Source organism: Xanthomonas sp. NCPPB 2866 (genome assembly GCF_041475745.2).
GTDB lineage: Bacteria > Pseudomonadota > Gammaproteobacteria > Xanthomonadales > Xanthomonadaceae > Xanthomonas > Xanthomonas arboricola.
The window spans coordinates 595,957-610,448 of sequence record NZ_CM192975.1 but is presented as its reverse complement, the minus strand read 5'-3'; the positions used below and the strand labels follow the sequence as shown (position 1 = coordinate 610,448).

The 14,492-nt window shown below is 68.0% G+C and carries 10 protein-coding genes; 6 read left to right on the top strand and 4 right to left on the bottom strand.

Going from position 1 to position 14,492, the window contains the following annotated elements; all coding sequences use genetic code 11:
* Window positions 1–24: 24 nt before the first annotated feature.
* Both ACCQ04_RS02635 and fis read left to right on the top strand, forming a co-directional pair.
* Window positions 25–1,170 (top strand): DUF3426 domain-containing protein, encoded by a 1,146-nt coding sequence (locus tag ACCQ04_RS02635; protein ID WP_226426924.1) that lies wholly within the window; start codon window positions 25–27, stop codon window positions 1,168–1,170.
* A gap of 116 nt (window positions 1,171–1,286) precedes the next feature.
* Entirely contained in the window at window positions 1,287–1,559 is a 273-nt protein-coding gene (gene fis / locus ACCQ04_RS02630) for a DNA-binding transcriptional regulator Fis (protein WP_002804983.1), read from the top strand.
* A gap of 323 nt (window positions 1,560–1,882) precedes the next feature.
* On the opposite strand, the gene ACCQ04_RS02625 is transcribed toward fis, so the two are convergent.
* The 3 genes from ACCQ04_RS02625 to ACCQ04_RS02615 form a co-directional block, all read right to left on the bottom strand.
* On the bottom strand, window positions 1,883–6,037 hold the full coding sequence (locus tag ACCQ04_RS02625; RefSeq protein ID WP_226426925.1) for a beta strand repeat-containing protein: 4,155 nt from the start codon (window positions 6,035–6,037) through the stop codon (window positions 1,883–1,885).
* Window positions 6,038–6,181: 144 nt separating this feature from the next.
* On the bottom strand, window positions 6,182–6,496 hold the full coding sequence (locus ACCQ04_RS02620) for a hypothetical protein (RefSeq protein ID WP_184381108.1): 315 nt from the start codon (window positions 6,494–6,496) through the stop codon (window positions 6,182–6,184).
* Window positions 6,493–6,744, bottom strand: a complete 252-nt coding sequence (locus ACCQ04_RS02615) for a hypothetical protein (RefSeq protein ID WP_104569175.1) — start codon at window positions 6,742–6,744, stop codon at window positions 6,493–6,495. The genes ACCQ04_RS02620 and ACCQ04_RS02615 overlap by 4 nt, the downstream gene beginning before the upstream one ends.
* A gap of 74 nt (window positions 6,745–6,818) precedes the next feature.
* Here ACCQ04_RS02615 and purH point away from each other — a divergent pair, with 74 nt between their 5' ends.
* The 3 genes from purH (at window position 6,819) to yccS (ending at window position 12,148) form a co-directional block, all read left to right on the top strand.
* Window positions 6,819–8,402: a bifunctional phosphoribosylaminoimidazolecarboxamide formyltransferase/IMP cyclohydrolase gene (gene purH / locus ACCQ04_RS02610; RefSeq protein WP_226426926.1), complete on the top strand. Its 1,584-nt coding sequence runs from the start codon at window positions 6,819–6,821 to the stop codon at window positions 8,400–8,402.
* A gap of 120 nt (window positions 8,403–8,522) precedes the next feature.
* Window positions 8,523–9,818 (top strand): phosphoribosylamine--glycine ligase, encoded by a 1,296-nt coding sequence (gene purD / locus ACCQ04_RS02605; RefSeq protein ID WP_226426927.1) that lies wholly within the window; start codon window positions 8,523–8,525, stop codon window positions 9,816–9,818.
* Window positions 9,819–9,934: 116 nt separating this feature from the next.
* Window positions 9,935–12,148 carry a YccS family putative transporter gene (gene yccS, locus ACCQ04_RS02600; protein WP_226426928.1) on the top strand — a complete coding sequence of 738 codons (2,214 nt, stop codon included), beginning with the start codon at window positions 9,935–9,937 and terminating at the stop codon, window positions 12,146–12,148.
* A gap of 144 nt (window positions 12,149–12,292) precedes the next feature.
* Here yccS and ACCQ04_RS02595 read toward each other — a convergent pair whose 3' ends face one another.
* On the bottom strand, window positions 12,293–13,483 hold the full coding sequence (locus ACCQ04_RS02595; RefSeq protein ID WP_226426929.1) for an MFS transporter: 1,191 nt from the start codon (window positions 13,481–13,483) through the stop codon (window positions 12,293–12,295).
* A gap of 97 nt (window positions 13,484–13,580) precedes the next feature.
* Between ACCQ04_RS02595 and ACCQ04_RS02590 the strand changes: the two genes are divergently transcribed.
* Entirely contained in the window at window positions 13,581–14,483 is a 903-nt protein-coding gene (locus ACCQ04_RS02590; protein ID WP_104576669.1) for a LysR family transcriptional regulator, read from the top strand.
* The last annotated feature ends 9 nt before the right edge of the window (window positions 14,484–14,492 follow it).

Genomic DNA, 14,492 nt, shown 5'->3' with positions numbered 1-14,492 from the left:
GTTCTTCCCGCTGCACGCCTGCCGATGTCCGAGACTCCGCCACCGCGCCGCCCCCTGGCCACGTTCCTGCGTGCGACGCCGGCTGCCCCGTCGCTGATCCCGACCCCGGTGGTGCCCGCGGCCGACGCGCCGCTGCACGCGCCGCCGGTGCCGGCCGACGCACTGGTGCCGGCACCATTGGCCGAGCCGGTGGCCGCCCCGGCGGCGCCGCTCGTTCCGCCGCCGTCTGCGCCACCGGCGGCGACGCCGCATAGCGACTCGATGCCAGTGGACGTCGTGCTGCCACCTGGCGATGCCGGCCAGACCGCGGCAGATGCCGCCGAGCCGGACCGGCTGGCGTGGACCACGGCGACCACGCCCCAGCTGCCCGGCGATCCTGCCGAAGACACAGCGGCCGGCCGCAGCGACACCCGCAGCGCGCTCGACGGCACTGCCGCTGCACAGCCGACCACCCCGCATCCGGGTGGCGTGGCGGCAGGCGGCGTGGCAGGCACAGACCGGCAGCGTGAGCAAGGCACCGCGTCCGCCCCCGCTTCCGACCTGGCCGCCCTGCCAGCACCCGGCAGCGCTCCGGACACGGACGCCGAGCCAGGCGGCAGCGACGCGGACGCTGCCGGCGCAGCGGCGCCCGCCCAGTTCCATCCACTGCCAGCCCAGGCCGCGCCTGCATTCGCACGGCGCGGGCTGAGCCGGCCACGGCTGCGCGCCAGCGGCCGCCAGTGGGCGTTGCTGGTCGGGCTGGTCGGCCTGCTGGCCTTGCAGATCATCATCGCCGACCGTGCGCAGCTGGCCGCCGATGCGCGCTGGCGTCCGCTGGTCAGCGCCGCCTGCACGGTGGCGCGCTGCACCCTGCCGGCCTGGCGCGAGCCGGCCGCACTGACCTTGCTCAATCGCGAGGTGCGCCCGCTGCCCGGGGTGCCGGGCGTGCTGCAGATCCAGGCCAGCTTCCGCAACGAGGCACGCTGGGCGCAGGCCTGGCCGTGGCTGCAGCTGTCGCTGTCCGACGCCGACGGGCGGGTGATCGGCACGCGTGTGCTGGCGCCGCAGGAGTATCTGGGCCAGCCGCCAGCCGCGCAGGACACGCTCGCGCCGGGCCAGGCGGTGCAGGTGGCCTTTCGCGTGCGCGAACCGGCCGCGAGCACGGCGGCCTTCAGTTTCGACTTCCGCTGAGCGGACCCGACCTGCGCCCACGGCCACACGGGCGTGGCGAGCGGGGAGGTCACGCGCTAGACTCACTCCCCCTCGCCGGCCACGCGTCCCGGCTTCGTGACACTGGGAAACCTCCTTTGAACGCAGCCCCCTCTCGTCCTGACACCAGTCGTGGCGCCCCGAAGTCGCCGCTGCGCGAACACGTGGCCCAGTCCGTCCGCCGTTACCTGCGCGACCTGGACGGCAGCGACGCCGACGACGTGTACGAAATCGTGCTGCGCGAGATGGAGATCCCGTTGTTCGTGGAAGTGCTTAACCACTGCGAAGGCAACCAGAGCCGCGCGGCGGCGATGCTGGGCATTCACCGCGCCACGCTGCGCAAGAAGCTGAAAGAGTACGGGCTGACGTAAGCCGGGAATCGGGAATCCGGATTGGGGAATCGTTAGAGCGTTGGGGTGTGCTGCGGGCTGGTAATGCGCTGCGCTGGCACGCTTGGTGATGACGCGGCCGATGGCCGATCTCGTTGCGCGTTGTGGAATGTTCTGCGTGTTGATGCCCGGTCGGGCTGCCCAAAGTGTTCGCTCTTGATCCCACGCCTCGGCGCAGGACTTCCGTCGCGCCCAGCGTGCCCTGCTCGCGCGCGCTCTTCATCTGATCGGGTCAACCGCCGGGGATCCGGCAGTTGGCTGCAGTGCTGGATCGGCGATGCCGATCGCCTGGGCGAGTTGCCTGCTCAGTTCGGCAATTGCGTCACCGCTGCTTGATCCGCTGCCGGGGCCGGGCCGCCGCCATGGTCCGGCACGATGGTGGCGAGCGTGTCGAACGGATCGTCGAACTTCTCCACCACGTTCTTGTCGTCATCGATCTGATAGGCGGTGTCGGCCTCGACGCCCTCTTCCCCGGTCTTGGCGATGATGTTGGTGTAGCGCTTGCCGTCCCAGCAGCGAAAGATCAGCACCGAGTCCTCGCCACCGGTCAGGGTGGAGCCCAGGCTGCCGATCAATCTGCTGTTGGCGCCCGCCGTCAGGATGCTGTTCTTGCCAGCGGTCAACTTGCTGCGGTCGCCCGCCATCAGCGTGCAGTCATCGCCGGCGGTGAGCCTGCTGCGGTCCCCGGCGGTGAGGAAGCTGTTGCTACCGGCCAGCAACTTGCTGCGATCGCCAGCGATCTGGGTGCTGTCGGCGCCGGCGATCAGCTTGCTGCGGTCACCCGCGGTCTGCACGCTGCCCATGCCGGCGATCAACGTGCTGCGCGAGCCGGCCGTCTGCGAACTCAGCTTGCCGGCAATCAGCATGCTGCGGTGACCGGCAATCTGGGTACTTTCGTGTCCTGCGATCAGCGAGCTGCCATAGCTGGCGATCTGGTTGCTGCCGTAGCCGGCGGTCAGATAGCTGCGCACGCCGCTGGTCAAGCTGCTGCCATAGCCGGCAATCAGCGAGCTGTCCTGCCCGGCGATTTCGGTGCTGCCGTAGCCTGCGGTCAACGAGCTGTTGTCCTGCGCGGTCAGGGTGCTGCCATAGCCGGCAGTCAGCGTGCTGTCGCCACCGGCGGTCTGGCTGCTGCCGTAACCGGCGATCAGGGTGCTGGAAAACCCGGCGATTTCGGTACTGCCATAGCCGGCGGTGAGCGAGCTGTTTTCCAGCGCGGTCAGCGTGCTGCCGTAACCGGCCGTCAGGGTGCTTTCGTAACCAGCCGTCTGCGTGCTGCCATAGCCGGAAATCAGGGTACTTTCGTAGCCGGCGGTGGAATTGCTGCCGTAACCGGCAGTCAGGATGCTGCCATGGCCGGCGGTTTGCGTACTGCCGTAACCGGTGGTGAGCCAGCTGATTTCCTGCGCGGTCTGGGTGCTGCCGTATCCGGCGGTCAGCGTGCTTTCGTAACCGGCCGTCTGCGTGCTGCCATAGCCGGCAATCAACGAGCTTTGGAAGCTGGCGGTGGAGGTACTGCCATAACCGGTGATCAGCCAGCTGCTGCTCTGCGCGGTCTGGGTGCTGCCGTAACCGGCAGTCAGGGTGCTGTCGTAACCGGCGGTCTGGGTACTGCCATACCCTGCGATCAGCGAGCTGTCCGGGCCGGCCATGGAGGAACTGCCGTAGCCGGCGATCAGCGAACTGCCTTCCTGCGCGGTCTGGGTACTGCCATAGCCGGTGGTAAGAATGCTCTTGTAGCCGGCCGTCTGCGTACTGCCGTAGCCGGCAATCAGCGTACTGTCATGCCCTGCCGTCGATGTGCTGCCGTAACCGGTGGTGAGCGTGCTGCGTTCCTGCGCGGTTTGCGTGCTGCCGTAGCCGGCGGTGAGGATGCTCTTGAAGCCGGCTGTCTGCGTGCTGCCATAACCGGCGATCAGCGAGCTGTCCGAGCCCGCGGTGGAAGAACTGCCATAGCCGGCAGTGAGCATGCTGCCCTCTTGCGCGGTCTGGGTGCTGCCATAGCCGGTGGTCAGGATGCTCTTGAAGCCGGCCGTCTGCGTGCTGCCGTAGCCGGCGATCAACGAACTGTCCGAACCGGCAGTGGAGGTGCTGCCGTAGCCGGCAGTGAGGTCGCTGCCTTTGCGGGCAGTCTGCGTGCTTCCGTATCCCGCCGTCAGGGAACTGTCGCCACCGGAGGTTTGCGTACTGCCATAACCGGCAATCAGCGTGCTGTCGGCACCAGCCGTCGAGGTACTTCCATAGCCGGTGGTGAGGTCGCTGCCCTTGCGCGCGGTCTGCGTGCTGCCATAGCCGGCGGTGAGCGAACTGTCACCGCCAGAGGTTTGCGTGCTGCCATACCCTGCAATCAAGGTGCTGTCTGCGCCAGCGGTGGAGGTACTGCCGTAGCCGGTGGTCAGGTCGCTACCGCTGCGGGCGGTCTGCGTACTGCCGTAGCCAGCGGTGAGTGAACTGTCACCGCCAGAGGTTTGCGTGCTGCCGTACCCTGCAATCAAGGTGCTGTCGCCACCGGCCGTGGACGTACTGCCGTAGCCGGTGGTCAGGTCGCTGCCCTTGCGCGCGGTTTGCGTGCTGCCGTAACCGGCGGTAAGCGAGCTGTCGCCGCCCGATGTCTGCGTACTGCCATAGCCGGCGATCAAGGTGCTGTCGGCGCCGGCGGTGGAGGTACTGCCGTAGCCGGTGGTCAGGTCGCTGCCGCTGCGCGCGGTCTGCGTACTGCCGTAGCCGGCAGTGAGCGAACTATCACCACCGGACGTCTGCGTACTGCCATAGCCGGCGATCAGCGTGCTGTCGGCGCCGGCGGTGGAGGTACTGCCATAGCCGGTGGTCAGGTCGCTGCCGCTGCGCGCCGTTTGCGTGCTGCCGTAGCCGGCGGTGAGTGAACTGTCACCGCCAGAGGTTTGCGTGCTGCCGTACCCTGCAATCAAGGTGCTGTCGCCACCGGCCGTCGAGGTACTCCCATAGCCGGCGGTCAGGTCGCTGCCTTTGCGCGCGGTCTGCGTACTGCCGTAGCCGGCGGTAAGCGAGCTCTCGCCACCGGAGGTCTGGGTGCTGCCATAACCGGCGATCAGCGTGCTGTCCGCACCGGCGGTGGAGGTACTGCCGTAGCCGGCGGTCAGATCGCTGCCTTTGCGCGCCGTTTGCGTGCTGCCGTAGCCCGCAGTGAGCGAACTGTCGCCGCCCGAGGTCTGCGTACTGCCATAGCCGGCGATCAGCGTGCTGTCGGCACCGGCGGTGGAGGTACTGCCATAACCGGCGGTGAGGTCGCTGCCGGTGCGGGCGGTTTGCGTGCTGCCGTAGCCTGCAGTCAGCGAGCTGTCGTTACCCGAGGTCTGCGTGCTGCCATAACCGGCAATCAGGGAACTGTCGGCACCTGCGGTGCCGGTGCTGCCGTAGCCGGCAGTGAGGTCACTGCCGTCCTGCGCGGTCTGCGTGCTGCCATAGCCGGCGGTCAGCGAGCTTTCTCCGCCCGAAGTCTGGGTGCTGCCATAGCCGGCAATCAACGAGCTGTCGGTGCCCGCGGTGCTGGTGCTGCCGTAGCCTGCGGTGAGGTCGCTGCCGTTCTGCGCGGTCTGGGTGCTGCCGTAACCGGCAGTCAACGAGCTGTCGCCGCCGGAGGTTTGCGTGCTGCCATAGCCGGCGATCAGCGAGCTGTCTGCACCCGCGGTTTCCGTGCTGCCGTAACCTGCAGTCAGATCGCTGCCATGGCGCGCGGTCTGGGTGCTGCCATAGCCGGCCGTCAGTGTGCTGCCGCCGCCTGCGGTCTGGGAACTGCCGTAGCCGGCGACGATGGTGCTGTCGGATCCGGCCACGCCGGTGCTGCCATAGCCGGCGATCAACTCGCTGCCGTTACCCGCGGTTTCGGTACTTCCATAGCCTGCGATCAGCTGGCTCTGATCGGCGCCGGTGAGCGTGCTGCCGTAGGTGGCGATTTCGCGTGTGCGCAGGATCGCAGCTGAAGCCTGTGCGGTTTGTGGATCGATGCCGTGGGTCGCAACCGGCATTGGCGCGGTGGAATGTGCAGCGCTTTCGACGAGCGGTGCGGTGAATTGCGCCTGCGCTGCCTTGGGAATGAAATCCGCGGCAATGACCGGCGTTGCCGGCGGCTCCGGCTGGGGCGGCGCGTGCTGCGCAATGCCCGCGGCAATGCACTGCATGGCACCGGCACGGCTGCCGGCGTAGACCACCTCGGCCCGGGGAAACTTGATCATCCCCTCCTCGCCCAGCCAGATGATGTCGGCGGTATCGACCATGCAGACCACCCAGTGCGCATCGGCATGCATGTTCAGATGCGCATTGGTTCCCTGTCCCCACAACAGGCCGGTCAGGCCGTTTTCCTGCTTGATGCTGGGTTGCCAATGCCGGCATTCGACACTGCCCGACTGCGGCCAGATCAGCCCGCAGTGATCGGACATGTTGTTGGTGCAGGTGCGTAATGCCAGGACTTTTTCGCGATTCATAAGGGTGATCTCATAGGAATGTTCCGAGCAGCTGCGCAAACCGGCATGCATGCCCTGGCCGACGAACGGGTGCGGAGCGTCCCGCCGTGAGGGCGAGACGGATCGGCCCATTGGCAAGGGCAGTACCGGCACTGCGACGGTTGGTCATCGACGAACGCCACAAGGCGCACGCGCGCTGCGGTGTCTTGCTTGAATCGCAGGGTCATGGACGGCCGTGACGGCAAGACGCAGCGGGGAGTGATGGCAAGGCTGGCTCCTGCGCGACAGCCGTTGCAGCAAGTAGCGACGGGACGCCTCGCCGAAAGCGTCGTTGCTGGTGAACCGGTTGAGTGAATCAATCAGCGAGCACAGATCGTCGGTCAGCCCGGCGCTGGCAACTGTCGCCGTAGCAGAAGACAGGTGCGCATGACCGAAGAACAGGCATGCATTCCACGCCCGAAGACAGGTCTTTTTGATCAATCTGCGACCGGCTCCGGATTGTGTTCGTCAGTGCACGACCGGAACCAAAAAGAGTTTTGCGCAATCATCGAATCCCGTCGCGGTGGCACACGTTCATGCCCGGCCACAGCGGGTGCCGCGGCGGCCACCAGCAACGCCACCGCTGCTGCGAACGCCCGGTCGGCGCTGATGCCGCCGCGCGACAGCGCGCCCGCCATAGACTGCAGCAGCGCCTGGCAACGCCTTTTCGGCGCATGGATCGACGCCATTACGGGCGCTCGGGTCCATTCAAGCGCCGGCGCGGCCTACAATATGGGCTGCTCCGCTTTGATATCCCCCACCGATGGCCTCTGATCTCCTGCCCGTGCGCCGGGCCCTGCTCTCCGTTTCCGACAAGACCGGCCTGATCGATCTGGCCCGCGCGCTGGCAGCGCGCAACGTCGCGCTGCTGTCCACCGGCGGCACCGCCAAGGCGATCCGCGAGGCGGGCCTGCCGGTCACCGACGTCGCCGAGCTGACCGGTTTCCCGGAGATGATGGACGGCCGCGTCAAGACCCTGCACCCGCTGGTGCACGGCGGCCTGCTCGGCCGCGCCGGCATCGACGAAGCGGTGATGGCCGAACACGGCATCGTGCCGATCGACCTGCTGGTGCTGAACCTGTATCCGTTCGAATCGGTGACCGCCAAGGCCGACTGCACGCTGGCCGATGCGGTGGAAAACATCGATATCGGCGGCCCGGCGATGCTGCGCAGCGCGGCGAAGAACTTCGCCCGCGTGGCGGTGGCCACCGACCCGGCGCAGTACGCCGAGCTGCTGGCCGAACTCGACGCCAACGACGGCCAGCTGTCGGCGGCCAGGCGCTTTGCGCTGTCGGTGGCCGCGTTCAACCGCGTGGCGCAGTACGACGCGGCGATCAGCAACTATCTGTCGGCGGTGGCCGATAGCACCGAAAACGTGCCCACGCGCAGCCCGTTCCCGGCACAGATCAATTCCAACTTCGTCAAGGTGATGGACCTGCGCTACGGCGAGAACCCGCACCAGGCTGGCGCGTTCTACCGCGACCTGTATCCGGTGCCGGGCACGCTGGCCACCTTCCAGCAATTGCAGGGCAAGGAACTGAGCTACAACAACCTGGCCGATGCCGACGCGGCGTGGGAATGCGTGCGCCAGTTCGATGCGCCGGCCTGCGTGATCGTCAAGCACGCCAACCCCTGCGGTGTGGCGGTGGGCGCAGGCTGCGGCGATGCCTACGAGCTGGCCTACGCCACCGACCCGACCAGCGCCTTCGGCGGCATCCTGGCCTTCAACAAGACCCTGGATGCGGCGACTGCGAAAGCGATTCTGGATCGCCAGTTCGTCGAAGTGCTGATCGCGCCGGACTACGAGTCGGGCGCACTCGACTATGCGACCAAGAAAGCCAACGTGCGCGTGCTCAAGATCCCGCACGGCAACGGCCTCAACAACTACGACACCAAGCGGATCGGCTCGGGCCTGCTGATGCAGTCGTCCGACAACCGCGGCATGTCGCTGGGTGAACTGAGCGTGGTCACCCAGCGCGCGCCCAGCGAGGCCGAACTGAGCGATCTGCTGTTCGCCTGGCGCGTGGCCAAGTACGTCAAGTCCAACGCGATTGTCTACGCCAAGGACCACCGCACCATCGGTGTGGGCGCCGGGCAGATGAGCCGCGTGGTCAGCGCCAAGATCGCCGCGCTCAAGGCCGAAGAAGCCAAGCTCACGGTGGCCGGCTCGGTGATGGCGTCGGATGCGTTCTTCCCGTTCCGCGACGGCATCGATGCCGCCGCTGCGGCCGGCATCAAGGCGGTGATCCAGCCGGGCGGCTCGATGCGCGATGGCGAAGTGATCGCCGCCGCCGACGAACACGGCATCGCGATGGTGTTCACCGGCGTGCGGCATTTCAGGCACTGACGTGCCGGGATTCGGGAGTGGGGATTCGGGAGTGGCAACGTCGCCCTGGTCTCTCCTGTTTCCGGTCTCTGCCTTGCTTCAACCAATCCCCAATCACGACTCCCCAATCTCGGCACTTACATGAAAATCCTCGTCATCGGCTCCGGCGGCCGTGAACATGCCCTGGCCTGGAAGATCGCGCAGTCCGCGCGCGTGAGCGAGGTGCTGGTGGCACCCGGCAATGCCGGCACCGCGACCGAAGCCAAGTGCCGCAATGTCGCCATCAAGGTCGATGATCTGGATGGCTTGCTGGCGCTGGCGCAGCGCGAAGATGTCGAACTGACCGTGGTCGGCCCGGAAGTGCCGCTGGTGCTGGGCGTGGTCGACCGTTTCCACGCCGCCGGCCTACGTATCTTCGGGCCCACCGCCAAGGCCGCGCAGCTGGAGGGCAGCAAGGCCTTCGCGAAAGATTTTCTGGCGCGCCATGGCATCCCCACCGCGTATTACGCGGTACACACCGAGGTGGACGCCGCGCTGGCCTATGTGCGTGAGAAAGGCGCACCGATCGTGGTCAAGGCCGACGGCCTGGCCGCCGGCAAGGGCGTGATCGTGGCGATGACGCTGAGCGAAGCCGAAGACGCGGTGCGCGACATGCTCTCGGGCAACGCCTTCGGCGATGCCGGCGCGCGCGTGGTGATCGAGGAATTCCTCGATGGCGAAGAGGCCAGCTTCATCTCGATGGTCGACGGCACCCACGCCTTGCCGATGGCCACCAGCCAGGACCACAAGCGTGTCGGCGATGGAGACACCGGCCCCAATACCGGCGGCATGGGCGCGTACTCGCCGGCCCCGGTGGTCACGCCCGAGGTGCACGCGCGGGTGATGCGCGAGGTGGTCGAGCCGACCGTGCAAGGCATGATCGCCGACGGCGTGCCGTTCACCGGCTTCCTGTACGCCGGGCTGATGATCGATGCGCATGGCGCGCCCAAGGTGATCGAGTTCAATGTGCGCTTCGGCGACCCGGAAACCCAGCCGGTGATGCTGCGCCTGCAGTCGGACCTGGTGGATCTGCTGGACGCCGCCATTGACGGCAAGCTCGACAAGACGCAAGCGCAGTGGGACCCGCGCCCATCGCTGGGCGTGGTCATCGCCGCCAGGCCGTATCCCGAAGCCCCGATCACCGGCGAGGTCATCAGCGGCCTGGACGCGGTGCCGGCCACCGCCAAGGTCTTCCATGCCGGCACCGCATTGAATGCGACCGGTGAGGTGGTCAGTGCCGGTGGCCGCGTGCTGTGCGTTGCCGCGCTGGGCGACAGCGTGCTGGAGGCGCAGCGCAATGCCTATGCCGGTCTGCAGCCGATCCACTGGGCCAGCGCCTTTCAGCGCAATGACATCGGCTGGCGTGCGATCGCCCGCGAGCAGGGCGCACAGGCCTGAGCGGCTTGCCCAAGGCACTTGCGACAACGCGGCTACTGACAAAGAACTAGCCGCCCTCCACCCCGATGGCGCGTGCCTGCGGCAATAATGCCCGGGCACCTTGCCTTGCAGAGACTGTGGCCACCACTTCCTTCGAAACCCGCCTGAGCCGCCTGTGGGCCCATGAAAAGGCCAGCTATGGCCTGCGTGTGTTCATCGCGCTGGCGGTGGCAATGGGCGTGTGCTGGCACTGGCAGCAGCTCACCGCGGTGCCGGCGCTGTTTCTGGGCGCGATCGCCAGCGCCATCGCCGAGACCGACGACAACTGGCTGGGCCGCATCAAGTCGGTGCTGCTGTCGCTGCTATGTTTTGCCGCTGCTGCCGCGTCGGTGGTGCTGCTGTTTCCGTATCCGCTGGCGTTCGTGACCGGCATGGCGGTGGCGACCTTCTCGTTGACCCTGCTCGGCGCGCTGGGCGAGCGCTACGCCTCAATCGCGCAGGCCACCGTGGCCTTGTCGATCTACGCCATGATCGGCATGGACCAGCACGGCAGCCACGATCCGTCGATCGCCTGGCATGGCGCGATGCTGCTGCTGATCGGCGCCACCTGGTACGGCGTGCTGTCGATCCTGTGGACCCTGCTGTTCGCCAATCGCCCGGTGCGCGAACGGCTGTCGCGGCTGTTCTTCGAGCTGGGCCGTTATCTCAAGCTCAAGGCCGACCTGTTCGAACCGGTGCGGCAGAGCGACCTGCACGCACGCCGGCTGGCGCTGGCCGAACAGAACGCCAAGGTGGTCGGCGCGCTCAACGCCGCCAAGACCGCGATCATGAGCCGCTTCGGCCGCTCGGGGCGGCCGGGCGTGCAATCGGGCCTGTATTTCCGCCTGTACTACATGGCGCAGGAATTCCACGAGCGCGCCAGCTCCTCGCACTATCCCTACGAAGCGCTGACCGACGCGTTCTTCCACAGCGACGTGCTGTACCGCTGCCAGCGCCTGCTCGCGCTGCAGGGCAAGGCCTGCGCCGCGTTGGGCGAGGCGATCCGCCTGCGCCATCCGTTCGATTACGGCGACAACAGCCGCCTGGCCACCGAAGACCTGCGGCAATCGCTGGACTACCTGCACGCGCGTGCCGACCCCGCACTGGCGCGTCTGCTCGGCGCGCTGGAATTGCTGGTGACCAACCTGCAGAGCATCGAGCGCAAGCTGTCGGAAGCGGCGCAATCCGATTCCACCAGCGACAACCTCGACACCCGCCTGCGCGACTCCTCGCCGCACACCCTGCGCGAAATGGCCGCGCGTCTGATGCAGCAACTCACGCCCGGCTCGGTGCTGTTCCGCCACGGCCTGCGCATGGCCATCGCGCTGGTGGTCGGCTACGCCATCATGCAGTCCATTCATGCCGACAACGGCTACTGGATCCTGCTCACCACCGCCTTCGTGTGCCGGCCCAATTACGGCGCCACCCGCCTGCGGCTGGTGCAGCGCATCGCCGGCACCCTGATCGGCCTGGTCGCCACCTGGGCGCTGATGCAGCTGTTCCCCGGCACCGAAGTGCAGCTGCTGCTGGCGCTGGCCGCCGCGCTGATCTTCTTCATCACCCGCACCGATCGCTACATGCTGGCCACCGCCGGCATCACCGTGATGGCGCTGTTCTGCTTCAACCTGCTTGGCGATGGTTTCGTGCTGATCTGGCCACGCCTGATCGACACGCTGATCGGTTGCGCAATCGCTGCGGCCGCCTCGTTCCTGATCCTGCCGGACTGGCAGGGCCGCCGCCTCAACCAGGTGATGGCCACGGTGCTGGCCAGCTGCGCGCGCTATCTGGCCCAGGTGCTGGAGCAATACGCCAGCGGCATGCGCGACGACCTGCCCTACCGCATCGCGCGCCGCGACATGCACAACGCCGATGCCGCGTTGTCGGTGGCCTTGTCCAACATGCTGCGCGAACCGGGCCGCTATCGGCGCAACCTGGATGCCGGCTTCCGCTTCCTGGCGCTGTCCAACACCTTGCTCGGCTATCTGTCTGCGCTCGGCGCGCACCGCGCCGCGCTCGATGGCGAACACGATCCTGCCATCGCGCAGGCCGGCGACTACCTGCAGCGCGCGCTGGGCGAAATCGCCACCGCCTTGCGCGAACACCAGCCGCTGCCGGCACACGACGAAAGCCAGGAAATCGCCACTGCCGAAGCGCTGGAGCAGCATGCCGTGCAACTGCCGCCCAAGCAGCGCCTGGTGCGCGACCAGCTGGCACTGACCCTGCGGCTGCTGCCCAAACTGCGTGCCGCTGCCGTGGCGGTCACCACCGCGCCGGCAGAAGGCACACCGCGCCTGGCGACCAGCAAGGCCTAGTGCGTCGTCGGCGGTGCGCATGCACGGTGCGCATGCACGCCGCGCAGCCACTGCCGCATCGATGTGGGCGGCGATGCCGACGCACCGCGATGCGCGCGCAGGCCACTTGATCCGGTGGCCGCGGCGCCGTTCCGGCAGCCGCACCTACTTCCAGTGCTTGCGCGCCACGCTCAGTCCCACCCAGCCCAGCGCCGCCACCGCCAGCACCGCCCCACCGATCACCACACCGTTCCAGCCGGCCTGCGCATATGCCGCCGTGCCCAGCGTGGAACCCACCGCACCGCCGATGAAGTAGCAGGTGATGTAGGCCGAGGTGATGCGATTGCGCGCGTTCGGATTGCGCTGGTAGATCACGCTCTGGTTGGCGATATGCACCCCTTGCACCGCGATATCCAGCAGCAGCACGCCGACGATCAGCAGCGCGATCGACTGCGGCGCAAACGCCAGCAATCCCCACGACAGCAGCAGCATCACCAGCCCGCCCCAGCTGACGCGGTCGCCATGGCCGTGGTCGGACCAGTGACCGGAACGGTTGGCGGCCAGCGCGCCGGCCGCACCGATCAGGCCGAACAGCCCGATCACCGCCGTGCCATAGCCATACGCAGGCCCGGACAACAGGAACGCCAGCGTGGTCCAGAACATGCTGAAGCCGGCAAAGATCAGCCCGCCCAGCACCGCACGCGAGCGCAACACCGCATCGTCGCGCAGCAGCGTCAGCACCGAACTCACCAGCTGCGGATACGACAGCTGCGCATTGCCCGGGTGCCGCGGCAGCCCACGCCACAGCAGCCAGGCGGTGACCAGCAGCAGGCCGGAGGCGATCCAGTACACCGTATGCCAGCCGCCAACGCCGGCCAACACCCCGGCCGCGGTGCGCGCCAGCAGGATGCCCAGCAACAGGCCGCTCATCACCGTGCCGATCACCCGCCCACGCTCGTGCGGGGCGGCCAGGGTCGCAGCAAACGGCACCAGGATCTGCGCCGCCACCGAGCTGGCACCGGTGACGATCGTGCCGGCCAGCAACATGCCGAAGCTATGCGAGGCGGCGCTCACCAGCAGGCCCAGCGCACTGAGCACGAACAGGCCGACGATCAGCCCGCGCCGCTCCAGCCGGTCGCCCAGCGGCACCAGCAACAGCAGCCCCGCCGCGTAGGCCAGCTGCGCAGCGGTCACCACCGCCCCGGCACTGCGCACCTGGATCCCGAACGCCTGCGCCACCGTCTCCAGCAAGGGCTGGGCGTAGTAGTTGCTCGCCACCGCCAGCCCGGTGGCGGCGGCCATCAGCAGCACCAGTCGGCGCGGCAATGGCGGGTGGGCAATCGGTTCGACGGTCATGGCAGGTGCCTGCTGTAGGAATGGGCGCAGTGTGGGCAGCGATGCGGCATCTTTCCAATGTATTGTTTTCACCGTGTCCATCGCGTTTGGAGATCGTATGCTGACCCTGCGCCAGCTGGAGTTTGCCGTGGCCGTGGCCGAGGAAGGCGGCTTTACCGCCGCCGCACGCCGGTGCAACACCGTGCAATCGGCGCTCAGCCACCAGGTCGCCAAGATCGAGGAATCCCTCGGTGCGCGCCTGTTCGAGCGCGGCACCCGTCAGGTGCGGCCCACCGCAGCCGGCGAGGTGTTTCTGCACAACGCCCGCGCCACCTTGCGCGCGGCCGAACGCCTGCACGAGGAAATGGCCCAGGCCCTGGGCACGGTGCGCGGCCGGCTCACGCTGGGGCAGATCTCCTCGCTCACCACCGTGCAGCTGCCGACGCTGCTGCGCGCCTTTCGCAGCGCGCATGCGCGGGTGGACGTGCACCTGCGCACCGCCATGAGCGAGGCCCTGCTGCACGACCTGGGCGAAGGCCGGCTGGATGTGGCCCTGGTCGGCGTCGGCCCGCAGGTCGCGGTGCCGGAACAGCGGCTGCTGCTGCACGAGGAAGCCCTGGCCTTGATCGTGGCGCCCAGCCATCGCTTCGCCACGCGCAAGCGGGTGGCGCTGGCCGAGCTGGACGACGAACCGATGGCCGGGCTGATCGCCGGCGCCGGCGTGCGCGGCATCGTCGATGCGGCCTTCGCGCAGGCCGGCTTGCGGCAGCGCCAGCAATACGAGGTCACCCATGCCGATCTGATGCGCGAACTGGTCGCGGCCGACCTGGGCGTGGGCATCGTGCCGCAGACCATGGCCACGGCCATGCGCGGGGTGGTGACGGTCGCGCTGAGGGAGCGCTTCGGCTTTCTGACCTATGCAGTGTGGCGGCCCGATCCCACCCCGGCCGCACGGGCCTTCATGGCGCTGCTGCGCGCACAGGCCGCGCGACGTGCGCCATCGGCACGCGCGCCGCGCTGAGCGCGTCTG